Source organism: Paragemmobacter ruber, assembly GCF_009908315.1.
GTDB lineage: Bacteria > Pseudomonadota > Alphaproteobacteria > Rhodobacterales > Rhodobacteraceae > Paragemmobacter > Paragemmobacter ruber.
On the sequence record NZ_JAAATW010000002.1, the window covers coordinates 679,874 to 702,853 of the forward strand.

The 22,980-nt window shown below is 66.3% G+C and carries 21 protein-coding genes; 15 read left to right on the plus strand and 6 right to left on the minus strand.

What is annotated here, in order from left to right:
• Positions 1–14: 14 nt before the first annotated feature.
• A complete protein-coding gene (locus GU920_RS11635; RefSeq protein ID WP_161767172.1) occupies positions 15–491 on the minus strand; it encodes an Lrp/AsnC family transcriptional regulator in 477 nt (158 codons plus the stop codon).
• Between the two features lie 141 nt (positions 492–632).
• Between GU920_RS11635 and GU920_RS11640 the strand changes: the two genes are divergently transcribed.
• Positions 633–1,652, plus strand: coding sequence for a 1-aminocyclopropane-1-carboxylate deaminase (locus GU920_RS11640; protein WP_161767173.1), 1,020 nt, complete (start codon positions 633–635; stop codon positions 1,650–1,652).
• Between the two features lie 8 nt (positions 1,653–1,660).
• On the opposite strand, the gene GU920_RS11645 is transcribed toward GU920_RS11640, so the two are convergent.
• Positions 1,661–2,131 (minus strand): Lrp/AsnC family transcriptional regulator, encoded by a 471-nt coding sequence (locus GU920_RS11645; RefSeq protein WP_161767174.1) that lies wholly within the window; start codon positions 2,129–2,131, stop codon positions 1,661–1,663.
• A gap of 113 nt (positions 2,132–2,244) precedes the next feature.
• On the opposite strand from GU920_RS11645, the gene GU920_RS11650 reads away from it, so the two are divergent.
• Entirely contained in the window at positions 2,245–4,626 is a 2,382-nt protein-coding gene (locus GU920_RS11650; protein ID WP_161767175.1) for a transketolase, read from the plus strand.
• Positions 4,627–4,681: 55 nt separating this feature from the next.
• On the opposite strand, the gene GU920_RS11655 is transcribed toward GU920_RS11650, so the two are convergent.
• Complete coding sequence (locus GU920_RS11655) at positions 4,682–6,058, minus strand: bifunctional enoyl-CoA hydratase/phosphate acetyltransferase (protein ID WP_161767176.1); 1,377 nt, start codon at positions 6,056–6,058, stop codon at positions 4,682–4,684.
• Positions 6,059–6,760: 702 nt separating this feature from the next.
• Here GU920_RS11655 and GU920_RS11660 point away from each other — a divergent pair.
• The 11 genes from GU920_RS11660 to GU920_RS11710 all read left to right on the plus strand — a co-directional run bounded on the left by GU920_RS11660 (position 6,761) and on the right by GU920_RS11710 (position 17,854).
• Positions 6,761–7,798, plus strand: coding sequence for a PstS family phosphate ABC transporter substrate-binding protein (locus GU920_RS11660; RefSeq protein ID WP_161767177.1), 1,038 nt, complete (start codon positions 6,761–6,763; stop codon positions 7,796–7,798).
• Between the two features lie 66 nt (positions 7,799–7,864).
• Entirely contained in the window at positions 7,865–9,325 is a 1,461-nt protein-coding gene (gene pstC / locus GU920_RS11665; RefSeq protein ID WP_161767178.1) for a phosphate ABC transporter permease subunit PstC, read from the plus strand.
• Positions 9,322–10,686 (plus strand): phosphate ABC transporter permease PstA, encoded by a 1,365-nt coding sequence (gene pstA, locus GU920_RS11670; protein ID WP_161767179.1) that lies wholly within the window; start codon positions 9,322–9,324, stop codon positions 10,684–10,686. Before pstC ends, pstA begins: the two co-directional genes overlap by 4 nt.
• 12 nt (positions 10,687–10,698) lie before the next feature.
• Positions 10,699–11,496 carry a phosphate ABC transporter ATP-binding protein PstB gene (gene pstB, locus GU920_RS11675; protein WP_161767371.1) on the plus strand — a complete coding sequence of 266 codons (798 nt, stop codon included), beginning with the start codon at positions 10,699–10,701 and terminating at the stop codon, positions 11,494–11,496.
• A gap of 13 nt (positions 11,497–11,509) precedes the next feature.
• Positions 11,510–12,226 carry a phosphate signaling complex protein PhoU gene (gene phoU / locus GU920_RS11680; protein ID WP_161767180.1) on the plus strand — a complete coding sequence of 239 codons (717 nt, stop codon included), beginning with the start codon at positions 11,510–11,512 and terminating at the stop codon, positions 12,224–12,226.
• A gap of 14 nt (positions 12,227–12,240) precedes the next feature.
• Complete coding sequence (phoB, locus tag GU920_RS11685; RefSeq protein ID WP_161767181.1) at positions 12,241–12,927, plus strand: phosphate regulon transcriptional regulator PhoB; 687 nt, start codon at positions 12,241–12,243, stop codon at positions 12,925–12,927.
• A 244-nt stretch (positions 12,928–13,171) separates the two neighbouring features.
• Positions 13,172–13,996: a phosphonate ABC transporter ATP-binding protein gene (phnC, locus tag GU920_RS11690; RefSeq protein ID WP_394351559.1), complete on the plus strand. Its 825-nt coding sequence runs from the start codon at positions 13,172–13,174 to the stop codon at positions 13,994–13,996.
• Between the two features lie 49 nt (positions 13,997–14,045).
• Positions 14,046–14,948, plus strand: a complete 903-nt coding sequence (gene phnD / locus GU920_RS11695; protein ID WP_161767182.1) for a phosphonate ABC transporter substrate-binding protein — start codon at positions 14,046–14,048, stop codon at positions 14,946–14,948.
• A gap of 72 nt (positions 14,949–15,020) precedes the next feature.
• On the plus strand, positions 15,021–15,902 hold the full coding sequence (gene phnE / locus GU920_RS11700) for a phosphonate ABC transporter, permease protein PhnE (RefSeq protein ID WP_161767183.1): 882 nt from the start codon (positions 15,021–15,023) through the stop codon (positions 15,900–15,902).
• 1 nt (position 15,903) lies between these two features.
• The gene (phnE, locus tag GU920_RS11705) at positions 15,904–17,226 is read left to right on the plus strand and encodes a phosphonate ABC transporter, permease protein PhnE (protein WP_161767184.1); all 1,323 of its coding nucleotides are present in this window, start codon (positions 15,904–15,906) and stop codon (positions 17,224–17,226) included.
• 10 nt (positions 17,227–17,236) lie between these two features.
• Positions 17,237–17,854: a chloramphenicol acetyltransferase gene (locus GU920_RS11710; RefSeq protein ID WP_161767185.1), complete on the plus strand. Its 618-nt coding sequence runs from the start codon at positions 17,237–17,239 to the stop codon at positions 17,852–17,854.
• Between the two features lie 4 nt (positions 17,855–17,858).
• Here the strand turns inward: GU920_RS11710 and ubiG are convergent, their stop codons facing one another.
• Together ubiG and GU920_RS11720 are read right to left on the minus strand one after the other, a co-directional pair.
• On the minus strand, positions 17,859–18,560 hold the full coding sequence (ubiG, locus tag GU920_RS11715; RefSeq protein WP_161767373.1) for a bifunctional 2-polyprenyl-6-hydroxyphenol methylase/3-demethylubiquinol 3-O-methyltransferase UbiG: 702 nt from the start codon (positions 18,558–18,560) through the stop codon (positions 17,859–17,861).
• Positions 18,550–19,371: a methyltransferase family protein gene (locus GU920_RS11720; RefSeq protein ID WP_161767374.1), complete on the minus strand. Its 822-nt coding sequence runs from the start codon at positions 19,369–19,371 to the stop codon at positions 18,550–18,552. Before GU920_RS11720 ends, ubiG begins: the two co-directional genes overlap by 11 nt.
• A 535-nt stretch (positions 19,372–19,906) precedes the next feature.
• On the opposite strand from GU920_RS11720, the gene GU920_RS11725 reads away from it, so the two are divergent.
• Both GU920_RS11725 and GU920_RS11730 read left to right on the plus strand, forming a co-directional pair.
• Positions 19,907–20,104, plus strand: coding sequence for a CsbD family protein (locus GU920_RS11725; protein ID WP_161767186.1), 198 nt, complete (start codon positions 19,907–19,909; stop codon positions 20,102–20,104).
• A gap of 282 nt (positions 20,105–20,386) precedes the next feature.
• The gene (locus GU920_RS11730; RefSeq protein WP_161767187.1) at positions 20,387–21,817 is read left to right on the plus strand and encodes a mannose-1-phosphate guanylyltransferase/mannose-6-phosphate isomerase; all 1,431 of its coding nucleotides are present in this window, start codon (positions 20,387–20,389) and stop codon (positions 21,815–21,817) included.
• Positions 21,818–21,847: 30 nt separating this feature from the next.
• Here the strand turns inward: GU920_RS11730 and GU920_RS11735 are convergent, their stop codons facing one another.
• Positions 21,848–22,912, minus strand: coding sequence for a glycosyltransferase family 4 protein (locus GU920_RS11735; protein WP_161767188.1), 1,065 nt, complete (start codon positions 22,910–22,912; stop codon positions 21,848–21,850).
• Positions 22,913–22,980 lie beyond the last annotated feature (68 nt).

Below are 22,980 nucleotides of genomic sequence, written 5' to 3' on the forward strand. Positions count from 1 at the left end.
CCAAAAGGACAGGGCTAAAAGGACAGGGGGGCGTTGTCCTTCACCTCTTTCAGCACAAAGAAGGTGCGGATCTGGCGCACGCCGGGCAGGGCGATCAGCTGCCGCCCATGCAGCAGGTTGAACCCCGCCATGTCGCGCACGCGGATTTTCAGCAGATAGTCGAAATCACCCGCGACAAGGTTGCAATCCAGCACCTCGGTCATCGCGCCCACCGCCGCCTCGAAGGCGGCAAAGCTTTCAGGCGTGGACCGGTCCAGCACCACGCCCACCATCACCAGCGCGCCAAGTCCCACCGCATTGGGCGCGATCTGGGCGCGGATGGCGGTGACATAGCCTTCGTCGATCAGCCGCTGGGTGCGGCGGTGGCAGGTGGCGGGGCTGACATTCACCATCCGCGCCAGATCGGCATTGGCCAGCCGCCCATCCTTTTGCAGCGCCCGCAGCAGGTTGCGATCGATTCGGTCCAGATCGGCGGTGGAAGGTTCTTTCATCCTGTGGGCCTGCTGTCTTCGCCAAGGCGCGAATCATGCCGCATCGTGGAAGAAACGGCAATTCTGCCGCCCCAATATGAAAGCCCCCTCTGCGCCGATCCTGCTAGTCTTTCGGCATAGCCACCCACAGGAGACACCGGCATGTCGCTGCTTGCCAAATTCGAACGCTACCCGCTCACCTACGGCCCCACACCGATCGAGCACCTCCCGCGCCTGACCGAGGCTTTGGGCGGCAAGGTCCAGATCTATGCCAAGCGGGATGACTGCAACTCGGGCCTGGCCATGGGCGGGAACAAGCTGCGCAAGCTGGAATACATCGTCCCCGATGCCATCAAGTCGGGGGCGGATACGCTGGTCTCCATTGGCGGCGTGCAGTCGAACCACACCCGGATGGTGGCGGCGACGGCGGCCAAGATCGGGATGAAATGCGTGGTCGTGCAGGAAAAATGGGTGCCCCATTACGATGCCGTCTATGACCGTGTGGGCAATATCCTGATGACCCGCCTGATGGGCGCGGATTCGCGGCTGGTGGAGGATGGGTTCGACATCGGCATCCGCAAAAGCTGGGAAGACGCGATCCAATCGGTGCGCGATGCGGGCGGCGTGCCCTATCCCATCCCGGCGGGGGCGAGCGTGCACAAATACGGCGCGCTGGGCTATATCGGCTTTGCCGAAGAGGTGGCCGAACAGGAACGCGCGCTTGGCTTCACCTTCGATTACATCATCGTCTGCGTCGTGACCGGTTCCACGCAGGGCGGCATGATCGTGGGCTTCGCCGCGCAGGACCGCGCGGATCGCGTCATCGGGATTGATGCCTCTGGCACGCTGGACCAGACCCGCGCGCAGGTGCGCCAGATCGTGGACCAATCCGCCGAACTGGTGGGCCTTGGCCGCAAGATCCGCGAGGATGAGATCGTCATCAACCCCGACTACGCCTATCCGGCCTATGGCGTCCCGTCCGAGGAAACGAATGACGCCATCCGCCTTGCCGCCCGGACCGAGGCGATGATCACCGACCCGGTCTATGAGGGCAAGTCGATGCAGGGGATGATCGACCTGACGCGCAAGGGGTTCTTCCCCGAAGGATCGCGCGTTCTCTACGTCCATCTGGGCGGCGCACCCGCCATCAACGGCTACAGCTATTATTACAAAGAGGGCTGATCGCGCCCCTAGAGGCTGCGGCTGATGCCGGCCTTGACCCGCCGCAAGGGGATGGAGCTTTCGATGCTCGATACACTTGGCAGGCGGGTCAGGCGCCCGGTCAGGAAAGCCTCGAACCCGGCAAGGCTGTCCGTCACCACCCGCAGCAGGTAATCGCGGTTGCCCGTCATCAGCCAGCAATCCACCACTTCGGGGAAATCCTGCACCGCCGCCTCGAAACTGACCAGCGCCGCGTCCACCTGACGGTCCAGCTTGACCGACACGAAGACCTGCACCGGAAAGCCCACCGCCACCTCATCGACCAGCGCAGCATAGCCTGTGATCACGCCATCCTTTTCCAGCCGCCGCATCCGCCGCAGCACCGGGGTCGGGCTCAGCCCCACGCGCTGGCTCAGGTCCTGCACCGACAGGCGGCCCTCGCGCTGCAGGGTCTGGATGATTCGAACGTCGAATTCGTCGATCTGGGCGGGATCAGCCATGAATGGCGCCATGTGTAGCGGTTTCCTGCGCAAGGCTGGCGCGCCCGGGCGGAAATAGCAAGGACAAGCGCGCCCCCCGCGCCGCAGACTGCCGCCACAGAGGGAGACAGGCCATGACCAGCGCGCATCTGAAAACCATCGAACAGCGGCTCTTGTGGCTGTCGCACTGGATGATCCACCACGCCAACCACATCCGCCCCAAGACGGACGCGATCAAGATCGGCGGGCATCAGGCCTCGTCAGCATCCATGGTGTCGATCATGACGGCGCTCTATTTCCACGCGCTGCGGCCCGAGGATCGGGTGGCGGTCAAGCCCCATGCCGCCCCGGTCTTTCACGCCATCCAGTATCTGATGGGCAACCAGACCCGCGCGCGGATGGAAAACTTTCGCGGCCTTGGCGGCGTGCAAAGCTATCCCAGCCGCACCAAGGATGTGGATGATGTGGATTTTTCCACCGGTTCGGTGGGCCTTGGTGTGGCCATCACCACCTTCGCGTCGCTGGTGCAGGATTTCATTGCCGCCAAATCCTGGGGGGCGGACCTGCCCCTGGGCCGCATGGTGGCGCTGGTGGGCGATGCCGAACTGGATGAGGGCAACGTCTATGAAGCCTTGCAGGAAGGCTGGAAGAACGGCCTGCGCAACTGCTGGTGGGTGATCGACTACAACCGCCAGTCGCTGGATGGGATCGTGCGCGAGGGGTTGTTCGCGCGCGTCGAGAAGATCTTTGATGCCTTCGGCTGGGATGTGGTGCGAGTGAAATACGGCGCGCTCCAGCGCGCGGCCTTTGCGGAACCGGGGGGTAGCGCCTTGCGCGACTGGATCGACGCCTGCCCGAACCAGGACTATGCCGCGCTCACCTTCATGGGCGGGGCGGTGTGGCGCAAGCGGTTGATGGAGGATCTGGGCGATCAGGGCGCGGTCAGCGCGCTGATCGACCGGCGCAGCGATGCGGAACTGGCGGCGCTGATGGAAAACCTCGGCGGCAATTGCGTGCAGACCATGGCCGATGCCTTCGACGCCGTCACCCATGACCGCCCGACCTGTTTCCTCGCCTATACGATCAAGGGCTGGGGCACACCCATCGCGGGCCACAAGGACAATCACGGCGGGCTGATGAACCCCACCCAGTTCGCCGCATGGCAGGCGCATATGGGCGTGGCCCCCGGGCAGGAATGGGAGCCGTTCGCCACCGTCCCCGATGCGTTAGCCTTGCGGGATTTCCTGTCACGTGTTCCCTTCTTCGCGCAGGGTCCCCGCCGCCACAGCGACGCGCGCCTTCCCGTGCCGCCCATCGCGATCGACACCGACCGCGAGATATCCACCCAGGCCGCGTTTGGCCGCATCCTCGACGATCTGTCCAAGGGCGACAGCGCGCTTGCCGCGCGGATTGTGACCACCTCGCCCGATGTGACGGGGACCACCAACCTCGGCCCCTGGGTGAACCGGCGCAAGCTGTTTGCCCGCGCGGCGCAGGCCGATGCCTTCATCGAACATCGCATCCCGTCCACCGCGAAATGGGAATTCACGCCGGACGGCCAGCATATCGAACTGGGCATCGCCGAGATGAACCTGTTTCTGCTGCTGGGGGCCGCCGGCCTGTCGCACAGCCTGTTCGGCAAGCGGCTTTTCCCCATCGGCACGGTCTATGATCCCTTCGTCCATCGCGGATTGGATGCGCTGAACTACGCCTGCTATCAGGATGCGCGCTTCCTCATCGTCGGCACGCCCTCGGGCGTGACACTGGCGCCGGAAGGCGGGGCGCATCAATCCATCGGCACGCCGCTGACGGGGATGAGCCAGGACGGGCTCGCGGCATTCGAGCCGGCCTTTGCCGATGAACTGGCCGTCATCATGGAATGGGCCTTTGATTATCTGCAGCGCGACGGCGACGGCGACGCGGATGAGCGCACATGGCTGCGCGATGAAACGGGCGGATCGGTCTATCTGCGGCTGACCACCAACCCGCTGGAACAGCCGGGAAAGCGGCGCGACGATGCCTTCCGTCAGGGGGCCATCGACGGCGCCTACTGGCTGCGCCCGCCGGGGCCGAATTGCGCGGCGGTGATCGCCTATCAGGGCGCCATCGCGCCCGAGGCGATCGCCGCGGCGGGGTTGATCGGGGAACACAGGCGCGATGTGGGCGTGCTGGCCGTCACCTCGGCCGACCGGCTGAATGCGGGCTGGACGGCGGCGCAACGCGCCCGCGCCCGGGGCCATGCCGCCGCCCGCAGCCATATCGAGACGCTGTTCGCAGGCCTGCCGCGCGATTGCCTGATCGTGACCGCGATCGACGGCCATCCCGCGACGCTGGCCTGGCTCGGGTCTGTCGCGGGGCATCGGACGGTGGCGCATGGGGTGGAACATTTCGGCCAGACCGGCACGATCGGCGATCTCTATCGCCATTTCGGGCTGGACCGCCGATCGCTCGCGCAATCGGTGCTGCGGCTGTCGCCGGGCGATCGCGCCGCGCGGTCCGGGCAGATGACAGACTGAAGCGGGGCGGGGGGGCATCCCGCCCCCCCGCACCCCCCCCCCGCTCCCCATCCTGTTACGCCTTGGTATGGAAATGATGGATCGCCGCCACCGCGCAGGACGCCAGCCGCGACATTGCGCTGTCGGCGCGTGAATTCAGGATCACCGGCACCTTTGCCCCCAGCACCAGCCCCGCCCCTTCGGCATGGCTGACAAAGGCCAGCTGCTTGGCCAGCATGTTGCCCGCATCTATCCCCGGCACGACAAGGATATTCGCCCGCCCCGCCACCTTGCCCGTCAGGCCCTTAGTCCGAGCGGCGGCGATGTCGATGGCATTGTCCATCGCCAGCGGCCCCTCCACCAACCCGCCCCGGATCTGCCCCCGCTCGGCCATCTTGGACAGAAGCGCCGCGTCGATGGACGACTGGATGGCGGGGTTCACCGTCTCTACCGCCGAGAGCACGCCCACCCGCGCCTCCATCCCAAGCGACAGCGCAAGGTCAATGGCATTCTGGCAAATGTCCATCTTGGTGGCGAGGTCGGGCGCGATGTTGATCGCGGCATCGGTCACCATCACCGGCTCGGGCAGGCCCGGCACATCCATCACGAAGACATGGGTCAGCCGCCGCCCGATGCGCAGGCCTTGCGCGCGATCCACCATCGGGCGGAGCAGGGCATCGGTGTGCAGATGCCCTTTCATCACTGCTGCCGCCCGCCCTTCATGCACCAGCGCGCAGGCGCGCGCCGCCGCCGCCTCGTCGCCCGCCACATCCACGATCTCGATCCCCGTCAGGTCCGCCTGCAAGGCCGCCGCCGCCGCGATGATGGCCTTGGCATCCCCCACGAGGATCGGCGTGATCAGGCTTTCCCGATGCGCCCGCAGCGCGCCGTCCAGTGCGGCGGCCTCGTCCGGGCAGACCACGGCCGTGGGCAGGGCGGGCAGGGGGCGCGCCCGCGCCAGCAGTGCCTCGAAATGCCGGTGCCGCTGCACGATCAGCCCCGGCACCTCTACCCCCTCCTGCTCGATCTTAGTTGCCGGGGCCTGCACCAGCGCCTCGCCAGTCAGGATCGGCGCGCCATCCGCCGCGTGGCGGATATCCGTGGCCAGACGCACCAGCCCGCCGGGCTGCTTTTCCAGCACCTCGACACGGCAGATCACCTCGTCGCCCGCATGGGCGCGGGCATGGAAATCCAGCACCTGCCTGCGGTAGAGCGTTCCCGCCCCCGGCAGCCGCATCCCCAGCACCGCCGAGACGAGCGAGGCCACGAACATCCCCGGCGCCACACGCTCCATCTTGCCATCGCCATCCAGATCGCTGTCGGTCAGGTGCATGGGGTTGTGATTGCCCGAGGCCGCGGCAAAGACATACAGATCATCCGCCGTGATCAGGCGGCGCAATTCGGCCACCTCGCCGACGGCGATCTCGTCAAAGGGGCGGTTCACAAGGTGCATGGCGCGCTGTGGCCTCTGTCAGGGGGCAAGGCGGTCCTGCCGCCTGCCACTGATACTACAGACCGGACCGGGCCGCTGCATACCACCTTCCCGCTGCAGGCCAGCCGTGACGGGTGAGGCCGCCCCCCCGGGGCAGGGGGGCGGCCTCGGGTTGGCCGTCAGGGGGACAGTCGGCCAATCTCGGGTATGTCAGGCGGGCGCGGGCCTTTCACGAATCGGCACGCGGACGCAGGACAAAGCCACCTTGGAAACCGCTGCGCCGTCGCCTGCATCAGCGCGGAGGGAATGGTCAGGCAGGGCGGTTCTCCTTTGCAGCGGGGAAAAAGCAGAGGGCAGGGGAATGGCATTGGTGCGGGCGGCGGGCGGTGGCGGCAAGGCAGGGACAGGTGAGGGCAGGGGTAGGTGAGGGCAGGTTTGGGCGCGTCCGATTGCGCCATGGCAGGGGATCACCCTCAGGCAACATCGCGGTGACGGGCAGATCGCGGCCTGATGATCCTTTTGTGACAGGCGCCGCCGCCCCCGCTTCACAACCGCGCGGCGAATACCTCTGCCCCCGCACAATCGTCTGCATCATTCGTGACAGGCTGGAAACGGGTGTTACACAACTGTCATACTTTCTTTGCATAGTCGTCACGCAGCGAGACTAGGACCGTTCACGAGCGGCGCCCAGACGGGGGGCCGTGGTCCCTGATGGAGATGCAGATGACCCTTATCAAACTCACCCTCTCGACCGTGGCGGTGCTGGCCGGCACCACCGGTCTGGCCCTGGCCCGCGATCAGGTGCAGATCACCGGCTCGTCCACCGTGCTGCCCTATGCCACCATCGTCGCCGAAGCCTTCGGCGAAAACTTCGACTTCCCGACCCCCGTCGTGGAAGGTGGCGGTTCGGGCGCCGGCCGCGCCAAGATGTGTGAAGGCGTGGGCGAGAACACCGTGGACATCGCCAACTCTTCCTCGCGCATCAGCCAGAAAGACCTCGATACCTGCGCCGCCAACGGCGTGACCGAGGTGATGGAAGTGCGCATCGGCTATGACGGCATCGTGTTCGCCTCTGACGTGGCCGGTCCGGCCTTCGCCTTCACCCCCGCCGACATCTACAACGCGCTGGCCGAGCAGGTCGTGAAGGATGGCGCGCTGGTCGCCAACCCGCACGCCCAGTGGTCGGAATTCAATCCGAACCTGCCCGCGCAGGACATTCTGGTCCTGTCGCCCGGCACGAAGCACGGCACGCGCGAAGTCTATGAGGACAAGGTCCTCCTCGTGGGCTGCGAAGAAACCGGTGCCATGGCCGCCTTCATGGCCGCCGGCATGGACGAGGACGGCGCCGAAGAGGCCTGCCTGAAGCTGCGCACCGATGGCCGCAACGTCGATATCGACGGCGACTACACCGAAACGCTGGCCCGTCTGGATGCCGACAAGAACGCCATCGGCGTGTTCGGCCTGTCCTTCTACCAGAACAACACCGATAAGCTGCAGGTCGCGACCATGGGCGGCGTCACCCCGTCGACCGAGTCGATCGCCTCGGGCGAATACCCGGTGTCGCGCCCGCTCTACTTCTACGTGAAGCTGGCGCATATGGACGTCATCCCCGGCCTGAAGGAATACGTCGAATTCTTCGTGTCCGACGATATGGCCGGCCCGAACGGCCCGCTCGCCCAGTACGGCTTGGTGTCCGATCCGGAACTGGCCGCGACGCAGGCGATGGTTGCTGCGCGCACCCCGATGGGTCCGCTGGAATAAGCTCTCCGGGGCAGGGCGGCGCGCGGCGCCGCCCTGCCTTTCCCCTCTTGCCGGTTGGATCACCCCATGTCGGTTTTCATGCTGCTCGCCCTCGTGGCGGTCTTCTCTGTCGCCGGTTACATCCTCTGCCGCCAGCGCGCGCTCAAGGGCGCTGCCGCCACCGGGCAGAAACTTCATTCCCTTCCCAATTACTACGGCTGGTACGGCTTCGTGATGGCCTCGGTCCCGGCGCTTCTGGTGCTGGCCGTGTGGCTGATCGCCCAGCCCCTCGTGATCGAACGGCAACTGAGCGGCTTCTTCCCGCCCGAGATGATCGAGGATGACGCCGCCCGCACGCTGCTTTTCGATGATGTGCGCCGTGTCGCCGCCGGGCTGGATGTCGCGGTCGCCCAAGGGGCGCTGACCGAAGATCAGGCCGCCAACATCCGCACCGAATTCGGCTCCATCCGCGACCGTCTGGCCACCGTGGGCGTGGCGCTGGGGGCCGAGGTGACGCCGCCCGTGCTGCAAGCCGCGCAGGACTATCGCGAGATGTCGCATATCGGCGCGCTCGGGCGCAGCATCCTGACCGTCCTTCTGTCGCTGGGCGGCCTTGCGCTGGCCATCCGCGTGACTAAGCCCGCCTTCCGCGCCCGCAACCGGGTGGAACAGGTGGTGCTGGCCCTGCTGATCCTGTCCTCGACCATCGCCATCCTCACCACCGTGGGGATCGTGCTGTCGATGCTGTCGGAATCGCTGCGCTTCTTCACGATGTATCCGGCGGCGGATTTCTTCTTCAACCTGACGTGGTCGCCCAATTTCCGGGGCAATTCCGAACTGGGCCTGCTGCCGCTTCTGTGGGGCACGCTCTACATCAGCTTTGTATCGATGCTGGTGGCCGTCCCCATAGGCCTTTTCGCGGCGATCTATCTGGCCGAATATGCCTCGCCCCGCTTCCGCGCCATCGTGAAGCCGCTGATCGAGGTGATTGCCGGCATCCCCACAGTGGTCTTCGGCCTGTTTGCCCTTGTCACCGTTGGCCCCTTCCTGCGCGACTACTTTGCCGAACCGCTGGGCCTGGGCAATTCCGGCTCTTCGGTGATGACGGCCGGCATCGTGATCGGGATCCTGAACATCCCCTTCATCTCGTCGCTGGCCGATGACATCATCAACGCCGTGCCGCAATCTATGCGCGACGGCTCGCTCGGGCTTGGCGCCACGAAATCGGAAACGGTCCGCAAGGTGGTGCTGCCCGCCGCGCTGCCCGGCATCATGGGCGCCGTGCTGATGGCCGCCAGCCGCGCCATCGGCGAGACGATGATCGTGACGATGGGGGCAGGGGCCGCGGCCAAGCTCGACCTCAACCCGTTCGAGGCGATGACGACGATCACCGTCAAGATCGTCAGCCAGTTGACGGGGGATACCGAATTCAACTCGCCTGAAACGCTCGTTGCCTTCGCGCTGGGCATGTCCCTCTTCGTGATCACGCTGGGGCTGAACATTCTCGCCCTGATGATCGTGCGCAAATACCGGGAGCAATACGAATGAGCGACGCCACCGCCGCATCCCCGATCCCCACCGCGCATCCGCGGGGCAAATCCTCGCTGTTCGAACAGGATGCGCTGACCCGCCGCCGCAACGCCGCCGAGACGCGCTTCCGTCTCTATGGGCTGACGGCCATCGTGGTCAGCCTCGTCGTGCTGGCGATCATGCTGTTCACCATCTTCCGCGACGGGACCTCCGCCTTCCGGCAGGCCTCGCTCAGCTTTCCGATAACGCTGGATGCCGCGATCCTCGATCCCAATGGCAACCGCGCGCCCGAAGACCTCGCCAAGGTCACGACCATTGGCTACGGCAACCTGATCGGCCAGCAATTCGCCAACTTCCTTGCCGCCGAAGGCATCGCCGTGGAAGGCATCACCGACCGCGATATCTCGGGGATGGTGTCGCGCGATGCGCCGGGCCGCCTGCGCGACATGGTGCTGGCCAACCCCGCGCTGATCGGCCAGACCATCGACTTCACCGCCTATGCCACGGGCCGGATCGACGGCTATCTCAAGGGCCGGGTGACGATGGAAACCGCCCAGCTCGATTCCAACGTCTCGGTGGAACAGCTGCAACTTGCCGATCTCCTTGTCGAACGCGGGATCCTGTCGGTCGCCTTCAACTCGGGCTTCCTGACCAATCCCGATGCGTCGGACCAGCGGCCGGAATCGTCGGGCCTTGGCGTGGCGATCATCGGGTCGCTTTACATGATGGTGCTGGTCCTGATCTTCACCCTGCCGGTCGGTGTCGCCGCCTCGATCTATCTTGAGGAATTCGCCCCGAAGAACCGCCTGACGGACCTGATCGAGGTGAACATCTCCAACCTCGCCGCCGTGCCTTCGATCGTGTTCGGCATCCTCGGCCTTGCGATCTTCATCAACTTCGCGGGCCTGCCGCAATCTTCCTCGCTGGTGGGGGCGCTGGTGATCTCGCTGATGACGCTGCCCACCATCATCATCGCCACCCGCGCGGCGATCCGCGCGGTGCCGCCGTCGATCCGCGATGCGGCGCTGGGCGTGGGCGCGTCCAAGATGCAGACGGTGTTCCACCATGTGCTGCCCCTCGCCATGCCCGGCATCCTGACGGGCACCATCCTTGGCCTGGCCACGGCGCTGGGCGAAACCGCGCCGCTGCTGCTGATCGGGATGGTGGCCTTCGTGACGAACTACCCTGCTGGGCCGCTGGAAGGCGGCGTCCTGGACCCTGCCACCGCGCTGCCGGTGCAGGTCTATTCCTGGGCCTCGCGCTCGGACCCGGCCTTCATCGAACGGTCCTCGGGCGCGATCATCGTGCTGCTCGGGTTCCTCGTGATCATGAATGTCGCAGCGATCCTGCTGCGGCGCCGCTTTGAACGCCGCTGGTGATAAGGTGCTATGATGGACGACATGCGACTGGTGGAGAGGACCGTGGAACAGCTTCAGAGCAAGATCGAAGCGAAGGGCGTGCAGGTCTATTACGGCGAAAAGCACGCGCTCAAGGATGTGGATGTGGCGATCCTCGATCGCACCGTGACCGCCTTCATCGGCCCGTCGGGCTGTGGCAAGTCCACCTTCCTGCGCTGCCTGAACCGGATGAACGACACTGTCGCCAGCGCCCGCGTCATGGGCAGCATCCGCATCGACGGCGAAGACATCTATGATGCCCGCGTCGATCCGGTGCAGCTGCGCGCCAAGGTGGGCATGGTGTTCCAGAAGCCCAACCCCTTTCCCAAGTCGATCTACGAAAACGTGGCCTACGGCCCCAAGATCCACGGCCTTGCCGCCAACAAGGCCGAGCTTGACTCGATCGTAGAGGCCAGCCTGCGCAAGGCCGCGCTGTGGAACGAGGTGAAGGATCGGCTCGATGCCACCGGCACCGGGCTTTCGGGCGGCCAGCAACAGCGCCTGTGCATCGCGCGCGCCATCGCCACCTCGCCCGAGGTGCTGCTCATGGATGAACCCTGCTCGGCGCTCGATCCCATCGCCACCGCGCAGGTCGAGGAACTGATCGACGAGTTGCGCTCGCAATTCTCGGTCGTGATCGTCACGCATTCCATGCAGCAGGCGGCGCGCGTCAGCCAGAAGACCGCCTTCTTCCATCTGGGCAGCCTCGTCGAATATGGCGAAACGGGGCAGATCTTCACCAATCCCAAGGATCCCAGAACCGAAGCCTACATCACCGGCCGCATCGGCTGAGAAGGGAAAGACCATGAAGGAACCCCATATCCTGTCGGCCTTCGACCGCGATCTCGAAGCGGTGCAGGCGCATGTGCTGCGCATGGGCGGTCTGGTGGAACAGGCCCTGCTCGACGCGGCCGAAGCTCTGGAAACCCGCGACGAGGCATTGGCCCAGAAGGTGCAGGCGGGCGACAAGGCCATCGACGCGCTGGAAGAGCAGATCAACGAGGAATGTGCCCGCCTTCTGGCCCTGCGTGCCCCGGCGGCGGGGGATCTGCGCACCGTGCTTTCGGTCATGCGCATCGCCGCCGCGCTGGAACGGTCGGGCGACTATGCCAAGAACCTGGCCAAGCGCTCGCTCGTCCTGTCGAACATGAGCCCGCTGGGCGGCACCTCGTCTTCGATCCTGCGGATGGCGCGCACCGTGGTGCTGCGCCTGAAAGAGGCGCTGGATGCCTATATCGCCCATGATGTGGCCGTGGCGCAGGATGTGCGTCTGCGCGACAAAGAGGTGGACCAGATGTACAACTCGCTCTTCCGCGAGTTGTTGACCCACATGATGGAAGATCCGCGCAATATCGGCGCCGCGATGCACCTGCATTTCATCGCCAAGAACATCGAACGCGTCGGCGATCATGCCACGTCGATCGCCGAACAGGTTATCTACCTGTCCACCGGCGACATGCCCGCCGACGAACGGCCCAAGGCCGAACTGATCAGCGGCACCGACACGGCGGCGGGTCGCTGAACATGGAGCGTGCGATGGTCCATCAACCCAAGGTCCTGCTGGTCGAGGATGAATTCGCCCAGCGCGAAGTGCTTGCCTACAACCTCGAGGCCGAAGGGTTCGACGTGATCCAAGCCGACAATGGCGAGGATGCGCTGCTACTGGTGGATGAAGACCATCCCGATATGATCATCCTCGATTGGATGATGCCCAAAGTGTCGGGGATCGAGGTCTGCCGCCGCTTGAAGATGCGCCCCGAAACCCGCACGATCCCGGTGATCATGCTGTCGGCCCGCGCCGATGAGGTGGACCGCGTCCGCGGGCTTGAAACCGGGGCAGATGACTATGTCATCAAGCCCTATTCGATGGTGGAACTGATGGCCCGCGCACGGGCCCAGATCCGCCGTGTCCGGCCTTCGACGATGGGCGTGGTGCTGGAATTCGAAGGCATCCGGCTGGATACCGAAACCCACCGCGTCTTCCGCGGGGACAAGGTGCTCAAGCTGGGGCCGACCGAATTTCGCCTGCTGACCGCCTTCATGGAAAAGCCGGGCCGTGTCTGGTCGCGCGAACAGCTTCTGGATCGTGTCTGGGGCCGCGACATCTATGTCGATACCCGTACCGTCGATGTTCATGTGGGCCGCCTGCGCAAGGCGCTCTGCGTGCATGGCGATGATGATCCGGTCCGCACCGTGCGCGGATCGGGCTACGCGCTGGGCTGAGGTCTGCCTGATTTTCGGGCGGCCCTCCGCGCCCGCCCTGACCGGCGCCATTCATTCCGCTTTGTCTTGCCCTGCCTGATAACATTTTAATTTCAATGACTTGGCCGCATCCCGTACAGGGGTGCGGCCTTGTATCGTTTCGATGACGCTTTCACGATGAAGAAGTCATTGAACGTTCACAGACCGGAAATCGTGCTGTCATAAACCCCCGCTAGCAAGGCGCCAGTCAAAGGGGAGACGGCCCATGCTGCTTGAAGCGCGCAATGTCACACGCCTGTTCGGCCAGAAGGCCGCTGTCGACACTGTCAGCTTCACCATCGAAAAGCCGGGCTTCATCGGCATCATCGGCCGGTCCGGCGCGGGCAAATCCACCTTCCTGCGCATGATGAACCGCCTGACCGATGCCTCCTCGGGCGAACTCCTGTTCGAAGGGCGCAACATCCTCGCGCTCGAGGGCAAGGAAAAGCGCGCCTGGCAGGGCCAGTGCGCCATGATCTTCCAGCAGTTCAACCTCGTGCCGCGCGCCGATGTGGTGTCGAACGTCCTGCACGGCACGCTGGCGCGGCGCGGCATGCTGCCGTCCATGTTCGGCTTCTGGCCGGATGACGACACGCTCAAGGCGCTTGCGATCCTTGACCGGCTCGGCATCGGCGAACAGGCCCCCAAACGGGCCGAGGCGCTGTCGGGCGGCCAGCAGCAGCGCGTCGCCATCGCCCGCGCCCTGATGCAGGATCCCAAGGTCATCCTTGCCGATGAACCCATCGCCAGCCTTGATCCGATGAACGCGCAGGTCGTGATGGATACGCTGCGCCGCATCCACGATGAGGATGGCCGTCTGGTCATCGCCAACCTCCACACGCTCGATACCGCGCGCCGCTATTGCGACCGCGTGATCGGGATGCGCGACGGGCGCGTGGTGTTCGACGGCACCCCCGATCAACTCACCACCGGGGTCGCCCGCGACATCTACGGTGCCGACGCGTCGTTCAACGAAAGCGCGACCTCCACCTCCATCGACCGGCTCGGCACCGCGGGTGACGATGCCTATGCCGACAGGATGCTGGCCTGATTTTCCCACCCGGCCCCTGTCCGGGGGCCATTCACAACGGAGACTTCCGATGAAGCGACTGCTTGCCCTTCTCGTTGCCACCACCACCCTCGCCGGTGCCGCACAGGCGCAGGAGATCACCGAATTCAACATTGGCATCCTCGGCGGCGAAAACGCGCAGGACCGCCTGACCTCGCAGGAATGCTACCGCGCCAAGATCGAGGCCGAGCTGGGCGTTCCGGTCAAGCTGTTCACCCCCGCCGACTATGACGGCGTGATCCAGGGCCTGCTGGGCGGCACGCTTGACATGGCCTGGCTCGGCGCGTCCGCCTATGCCAAGATCTACCTGACCGACCCCGCCGCCGTGGAACTTGCGCTGACCAAGCAGAACATTGACGGCTCGACCGGCTACTACTCCATCGGCTTTGCGCGCAAGGATGCGGGCATCACCTCGATGGAAGATGCGGCGGGCAAGTCCTTTGCCTTTGCCGATCCGAACTCCACCTCCGGCTACCTCGTCCCGGGCGCGGAACTGACCGAAAAGTTCGGCAACCTGCAGGAATATTTCGGGGAAGTGAAATTCTCCGGCGGCCATGAGCAGACCATCGTCGGCGTCGCCAATGGCGATTTCGATGCCGGCGTGTCGTGGGCCGATGGCCTGGGCAACTGGGAAGACGGCTACAACTCGGGCGCCTTCCGCCGCGCCGCCGATGCGGGCCTCGTGGACATGAACGACATCGTGGAAATCTGGAGATCGAAGCTGATCCCCGAAGGCCCGATGGTCGTGCGTTCGGCGCTGCCCGCCGATGTGAAGGCCAAGGTCATCGCTCTGACCGACACGCTGTGGCAGACCGATGCCGAATGCGCCTATGGCGTGGCCGCAGGTGAGGCGAAGGATTTCGTCCCCGTCACGCATGCCGAATACGAAGGCGTGGTCGCGGCGCGCAAGCTCGAAGAAGCCGCGACCAACTGATCCTCCTTTCCCCCACTGGCCGGGCCATGCGATGGCCCGGCCTTTTTTCGTATCCTCAGCGAAAGAGAAGCGATGGTCGACATTGCCTTCGGACCCGAGCCGGGAAAGAAACCGGCCCATAGCACCGCCAATGCCGAAGCCTATCTCGCCGCACAGCGCCGCAAGCGGATGTATGGTGGGGTTCTGCTGATCTTCTTTGTGGCCGCCATGGCCTCGGGCTTTCTTGTCGCGCAGGATCGCAATGCCGGGGATTTTATGGATGGGCTGCAGCGTCTGGGTGATTTCCCCTCCGAAGTGCTGACCGAGGCCTGGGCCAAGCGCGGCAACCTGCCGGGGCTGATGTGGGCGGCGCTGCCGTCGCTGATCGAAACGGTGAATATCGCGCTGGTCTCTACCCTGATCGGGGCGCTGGCCGCCTGTATCCTGTCGCTTCTGATGACGCGGGGTCTGGCGCGCTTTCCCCGCTTGATCCCCTATCTGCGCCGCCTGACCGATGGCATGCGCGCCTTTCCCGAAATCGTCATCGCGCTGGTGCTGATCTACATCCTGGGCGGCGGGCCGGTTCCCGCCATGATCGCCATCGCCGTCCACACTGCGGGCGCGCTGGGCAAGCTGTTTTCCGAAGTGGCCGAGAATGCCGATCTGAAACCGGTCGAGGGGCTGTCCTCCGTGGGCGCCACCTGGGGCCAGCAGATGTGGTTCGGCATCCTGCCGCAGGTCGCGCCGAACTGGCTGTCCTATGCGCTGCTGCGGTTCGAAATCAACGTCCGCGCCTCGGCCATCCTTGGCTTCGTGGGTGCAGGCGGGATCGGCTACGAGCTCAAGATCGCCATGCAATGGGGCGGGGGGCGGTATGATCAGGTTGTCGCCATCTTCCTTGTCCTTTTCCTGACCATCGTCGTGATCGACCAGCTGTCCGATCGCGGCCGCGAAAAACTCGTGACGGGGCGCTGACATGACCGCAAGCCTTGCTCCCACGGCCGCCGCGCCGATCCTCGCCCGGATGCACCGCCGCCGCCTGATCGCGCTGTCGGTGCCCGCCGTGATCCTTGCCTATCTTGTTTACATCTTCTTCAGCTTTGACATCCCCGGCCTCGCGCAGCGCGCGCGGATGGACAATGCCGTGATCCTGATGTCCGACTTCGTGTCGCACAAGGTGCACGTCTCGCGCGACAACCGCAGTGGCGCTGTCGTCACCGCGATCGAGGGCGAGGCGAAGGGAACCTATCCCGCAGGCGTGCATCCCGACTGGGTCACGGTGCAGGGCGACAGCACCACCATCAATCTGGGCGATGGCCATGTCGTCACCTACGATCCCGCCGGCGCGCGCTACGATATCCCGGGCTACGGTCTTGTCGACATCCGCCCCGAAGGCGGCCGCCTTGCGCTGACCGCGCCCGAACCGCTGCCCGATTGGATCAACGCTTCGGGCAACCGGGTCACGGTCACCACCGATGCGGGCCGCTTCACCTATACCCGGTCGCGGGTGGAAACCTTCCGCTACTTCTACGGGTGGGAGCTCTTCTTCTTCGACCTGAACAGCCCCTTCCACGGGCGCGGTTTCTTTGAACTCGCGGGTCTGGCCCTCTGGGGCGACCGGGTGGATCCCGAACGCGCCAACATCGTCGGCATGGCGCAGGATTTCTGGAACAACGAGATGTGGCGCCACCGTGATGTCGCCTGGTCGATCTTCGAGACGATGCTGATGGCCTTTTTGGGCACGTTCGGCGCCGCCATCGTTTCGCTGCCCCTCGCCTTCATCGCCGCGCGCAACTTCAACGTCCTTGCCCCCATCCGCTTTGGCCTGCGCCGGGTGTTCGACTTTGTCCGCGGTGTGGACAGCCTGATCTGGACCATCATCCTTGCCCGCGCCTTCGGGCCGGGGCCGATGACCGGGGCGCTGGCCATCCTGATCACCGATATCGGCAGCTTTGGCAAAACCTTCTCGGAAGCGCTGGAAAACATTGATGAAAAGCAGGTGGAAGGCATCCGCTCCACCGGCGCCAATGCCCTGCAAAGGGCGCGCTTCGGGGTGATCCCGCAGGTGATGCCCGTGCTGCTCAGCCAGGTGCTCTACTACTTCGAATCGAACACCCGCAGCGCCACCGTGGTGGGGGCCATCGTCGGCGGCGGCATCGGGCTGATGCTGACACAGGCCATCCAGACGCAGAAGGATTGGGAAGAGGTCGCCTATTACATGGTCCTCATCATCCTGATGGTCATGGCGATGGACAGCCTGTCGGGCTGGCTGCGGCGCAAGCTGATCAAGGGCGAGTGACGCGAAGACCATGCCGAAACTTTCCCCCGACGCGCCCTTCCTGCACCCGGACGTGCAGATCGCGAACAGCACCTTCGGCGCCTATGTCGAAATCGGGCAGGGCGCGCGCGTGCAGAACAGCCGGTTCGACGATTACGCCTATTGCGACCGCTATGCCGATATCGCCAACTTCACCGTGGGACGGTTCAGCAATATCGCCGCCTTCACCCGCATCGGGCCGACGGATCACCCCTTCACCCATGCCGCCCAGCATCATTTCCTGTATCGCTCCAGCTATTACTGGGACGATGCCGAGGATGACCCCGCCTTCTTCGCCGCCCGCGCCGCCCGGCGCGGCACGCTGGGGGCGGATTGCTGGATCGGCCATGGCGCCATCATCAAGCCCGAGGTGACGGTCGGCATCGGGGCCATCGTGGCCTCTGGCGCGGTGGTCACGCGCGATGTGGCCCCCTTCGCCATCGTCGCGGGCGTTCCGGCCCAGCCGATCCGGTCGCGCTTTTCCGCCCCGGTGATCGACCGCCTGCTGGCGCTCGGCTGGTGGGACTGGGATCACGCCCGCCTCCGCGCGGCGCTGGACGATTTCCGCAGGCTCAAGGCCGAGGAATTTCTGGAACGCTACAACGGGTGATGGGTCACCCCGCCGGCTTCCGCGCCACGCCCATATACAGGATCGCCGTCAGCGGCAGGCGGCCGAATGTCAGGTCCAGCCGCCGGTTCACCCCGCGCGGCCCAAGCCCGGTGATCGGCCCCGGCACCAGCCCCGCCCCGATCAGGCCCGCCCGCAACTCGCCCGGGCGGATGAACAGCGCCGGATCATGCGTCCCGCGCGGCAGAAGGCGCAGGATATCCTCGGCCACCGTCACCACCGCCAGACGCGCCAGAAGGTTGCGGTTGATCGTGTCGAACAGGAACAGCCCGCCCGGGCGCAGCACCCGCGCCACCTCGGCCAGCACCTTGTGCAGGTCCGCCACATGTTCCAGCACATCGACACAGACCACCGCATCAAAGGCCGCATCCGCATAGGGCAGGGCCTCGCCCACGCCCACGTCATAGCCGATCCGCAGCCCTGCCGCCCGCGCATGTGCCCGTGCCGCGCCAATCGCCTCTGCAGCAGGATCAATCCCCGTCACCGCCGCGCCCCGCCGCGCCAGCGCCTCGGCCATGAAGCCCCCGGCGCAGCCCAGATCCAGCACCGCCTTGCCCGCCCAGTCGATCTGGCCGTCGAACCAGCCCAGCCGCCCGGGGACAAGGTTCTTCAACGTCCGCACCCAGCGGATGTCATCGGACCACCACCTGTCGGCCACGCGGTCATAGATCGTCAGGTCATTGCGCATCCGCATCTTTCTCCGTCCGCCGCGGGCGCGGCAGCGCATAGGGCACCCGCGCCTGATAGCGCGCAAAGCGCGCGCCATAGCGGGCGGCAAAGCGGCGCTCTTTCAGGCGCGGGGCCAACAGGCAATAGCCGGTATAGGCGCAAGCCAGCAGCAGCTGATCCGGCGTCCAGACCGGCACGGTCCACAGCGTCAGCGCAAAGGCCACATAGATCGGCTGCCGGATCACCGCGAACAGGCCCCGCTCCGGCATGTCGGGAAAGACGGGCCGCCGCCCCGCCATCAGCGACATCCACCCCAGCGCGCCTGACTGCACCTCCGCCCCGGCATCGAAACTGGCTTTCAGCAAAAGCAACCAGCTGGCCCCATAGGCCGCCGTCACCGCCCAGAACACCGCCCCCTCCGCCCGCCACCAGACGATGCCCGACGGTGTCCACAGCGCGAACAGCGCCAGAAGCTGTAGGGATGCGATGATCGCATAGGTCGTGGTCGCCAGCGTCGCGCCATGCGGCCCCGGCACCAGCCGGGCCACAAACCGCCCGCCCGGCCCCGTCAGCAAAGCCGAATGGGCCAGCGGGAATTGCAGGATCAGCGCCGCATTGGCCAACGCCGCCCAAGGCCAAGGCACGCGCCCAAGGCTCGCGCTCATGCCGAAGAACATCGCCGCGATCATGGCCAGCACGGCGGCGGCAAAGACGATGTGGCAGATCACCCCCATGGCCAGTGCCAGCGCGATCCGCCCGCGCCCGGGCGCCGGGTGCAGCGCGCCGCCGATCAGCGCCAGCAGCCGCGCGATCCGCGGATCTGCGCGCAGGGCGCCCAAGCTGCCCTCGGGGCGATGATCACTGCGATCCGGCACGGCCTCTCCTTGCGTTCTCTGCACACCTGATCCGCCGCGCGCCGAAATCAACGCGCTGCGGCACCGTGTCCTGCGGCACCCTGTTTGCCCGCGGCACCCCCCGAACCCTGCAAAACCCAAATGTTTCGCCCTCTCACGCCCAGTTGAACCCGGGTGAGGCGACCTGCGCCCGCCGCCGCGGCAGTCCGCTCCGGAAATCGACCCGTTTCCCTTGCACGCCGGGAACAGGCGCATTCTGGCGCGCCTTGCGCGCCGCCCTCACGCCCGCGTGATCATCCCGCCCGCCGCAGCCCGCCATGGCCCCCGCCGCGCGGTGCCCCGGCCCCCCGGGCATCCATCCCGGCGTCAGAACCCCTATCTCTGTCTCGGGATCGCCACGCCGCCCGGCAGGGAATGGCCGGTGGCGACAGCGCGGTCCCCGTGTCGGCCCCGGCCGACGGCAACTTGCGCCCCGCCCTCGCGGTGGGCGCTGGACACAGGAGAAGACGCTATGAACTGGGACCAGATCGAAGGAAAGTGGAAGCAGCTTCGCGGCAAGGCCAAAGAACAGTGGGGCAAGCTCACCGATGATGAGCTGGACCAGATGGCCGGCAAGCGTGACCAGCTCGTGGGCAAGGTGCAAGAGAGATACGGTCTCGCCAAGGAAGAGGCCGAACGCGAAGTCGATGCCTGGGGCCGTCGCCACTGACGCAAGGGCGCACGTCATCCGCGTGACGGGGGTCCAAGGCGCGGATCCGGGGGCTTCCCTCGCCCCGGCCGCGCCGCCAGCCTTCCCCAGCTGACACCCTCTCGCGCCTGATGAAGGGAAGGGCCGCCCCGCGAAAGGGGCGGCCCTTGCTCTGTCCCTTCCCCCGCTGCATCCCGTGCAACACCCGCGCGAAACACCTGCGCGGCAGGGTTGCCCAGCGGCGCAAAATCCGGCAACCATGCATCGCGTTCTACAGAATTGTTTAGCAAGGGTTTGGCGGCGATGATCCATCCGGTTCTTCTGTGCGGGGGGTCCGGCACCCGCCTCTGGCCGCTCTCGCGCAAGAGCTTTCCCAAACAGTTCACGCGCCTCATCGGCAGCGAAAGCCTGTTTCAGGCCTCTGCCCGGCGGTTGGCGGGCGATGGTTTCGCCGCCCCGGTCGTGATCACCGGATCGGACTACCGCTTCATCGTCACCGAACAGTTGCAGGCCGCAGGGATCGACCCCGGCGCCGTGCTGATCGAACCCGAGGGGCGCAACACCGCCCCCGCCGTGCTGGCCGCCGCGCTGCATCTGGCGCAGTCCGACCCGCAGGCGCTGATGCTGGTCGCGCCCTCCGATCACGTCGTCCCCGACGCGCCCGCCTTCCGCGCCGCCGTGCAGGCGGGCAAAGCCGCCGCCCGCGCGGGCCGCATCGTCACCTTCGGCATCCGGCCCACCCGCGCGGAAACCGGCTATGGCTGGCTGGAACTCACAGGCCCCGCCGCCGATGGCGTGCCGGTGGATCTGGCCCGCTTCGTGGAAAAGCCGCCCCGCGACGCGGCCGAGGCGATGCTCGCCGCCGGCAATTTCCTGTGGAACGCGGGGATCTTCCTCTTCACCGCCGAAACGATGATCGCCGCCTTCCGCGCCCACGCCCCCGATCTGCTTCCCCCGGTCGAGGCTGCGGTCACCGCCGCCCGCGTCGATCTGGGCTTCCTGCGGCTGGATGAGGCCGCATGGAGCGGGGCCGAGGCCATCTCCATCGACTACGCGGTGATGGAACGCGCGGGCAACCTCGTCGCCGTGCCCTTCGGTGCGGGGTGGTCCGATCTCGGCGGTTGGGACGCCGTGGCCGCCGAGATGGCGGCGGATGCGCGCGGCAATGCGCTGGGCGGCAGTGCCATCGCGATCGACTGCGACGACACGCTTCTCCGGGCCGAGGATGACGGTGTGGAACTTGTGGGCATCGGGCTTTCCGGCATCATGGCGGTTGCCACGGGCGACGCGGTTCTGGTGGCCGACAAATCCCGCGCGCAAGACGTGAAGCGCGCGGTCGAGGTGCTGAAAGCCAAAGGCGCCAAACAGGCCGAGGCCTTCCCCCGCGACCACCGCCCCTGGGGCTGGTTCGAAACACTGGCGCTGTCGAACCGGTTTCAGGTGAAGCGGATCGTGGTCAAGCCGGGGGCGGCCCTGTCGCTGCAATCGCATATGCACCGCTCGGAACATTGGATCGTGGTGGCCGGAACCGCACGGGTGACGGTGGATGATACCGTCCGCCTCGTCTGTGAAAACGAATCCGTCTACATCCCGCTTGGCGCCAAACACCGGATGGAAAACCCCGGCAAGGTGCCCATGATCCTGATCGAGGTGCAGACCGGCACCTATCTGGGCGAGGATGACATCATCCGCTACGAAGACATCTATGCAAGGGGGCAGGGCGCCAAGGGCTAGGCCCCGGCGCCGGCCTCCGCCCGGCGGCGCTCAGCCCCGCGCCCAAAGCGCGTCATAGACCGCGCGGATCCCCGCCGCCTCGCGCCCCACGCCAAACAGCCGCACCGCCCGGTCGCGTGCCGTGGCCGACCATGCGGCGTGGCGCGCGTCATCGGTGAGCAGCGCGACGGCCGCCTCCGCTGCCGCTGCCGCATCCTCCAGCGCGACCACGATCCCCGCCTGATCATTCCCGCCCGGACGGCCCGCGAATTCCGCGAAATGCCCCGTGCGGCTGGCAATGATCGGCACACCGCAGGCCATCGCCTCGATCGGCGTCACGCCATAGCCTTCATAGCGGGGCAGCGCCATCAGAAGCCTGCAGCCCTGCATCAGCGCGGGCATCCGCTCGGCCGGCACTTCGCCGGGAAAGAGGATGCGATCCGTCAACCCCGCCGCCGCCACCTCGGCCTGCAGCTGCGCGAGAAAGGCCTCGTCCCCGCCCTTGGCCAGACCCGCCACCACCGCCACGGCACCGGGCAGGCGGGGCAGGGCGCGGATCATCGCCTGCACGAACAGATCCGTTCCCTTCTCGGGCCGGATGCGCCCCACCGTCAGGATGCCATACTCCCCCGGCAGCCCCGTCGCCGCCCAGGCGGCGGCCCGGTCCGGCACGGGATGGAAGCGCGTGGTATCCACGCCATGCGGCACCACCGCCTGCACCCCCGGCACAAAGCCTGCTGCCGCCTCGGTCGTGGCGATGACCGCATCCATCCGGCTGATCAGCCAGCGCGGCCAGGCCGAATGGCGCCGCTGCGCCGCCGACGTGAAGACGATGCGCACCGGCAGGCGCAGCACGTCGCGCGCGAAAAGCGCCAGCTGCATCTCGGGGTTGCGCCGCACATGCCAGATGGAAAATGGCCGCCCCGCAGGCGCCACCCGCGCCGCCGCCACGGCCTGCCGCCGCGTGATGGGCAGCGGGCAGCCGGGCAGGGCATGGCCCACCAGCGCCACCCGCAGATCGCGCGCCTGCACCGAAAGCACCGCCGCCGCCGTGGCCGAAACCCCGGTGAAGCGGGGGTTCAGGTTGGTTACATAAACGTCGGTATCCCCGGCCATGCAGCCCTCCGCTTGCGCGCCCCATAGACCCCGGCAGGACCCGTCCTGTCAACGCACCGCCGAGACGC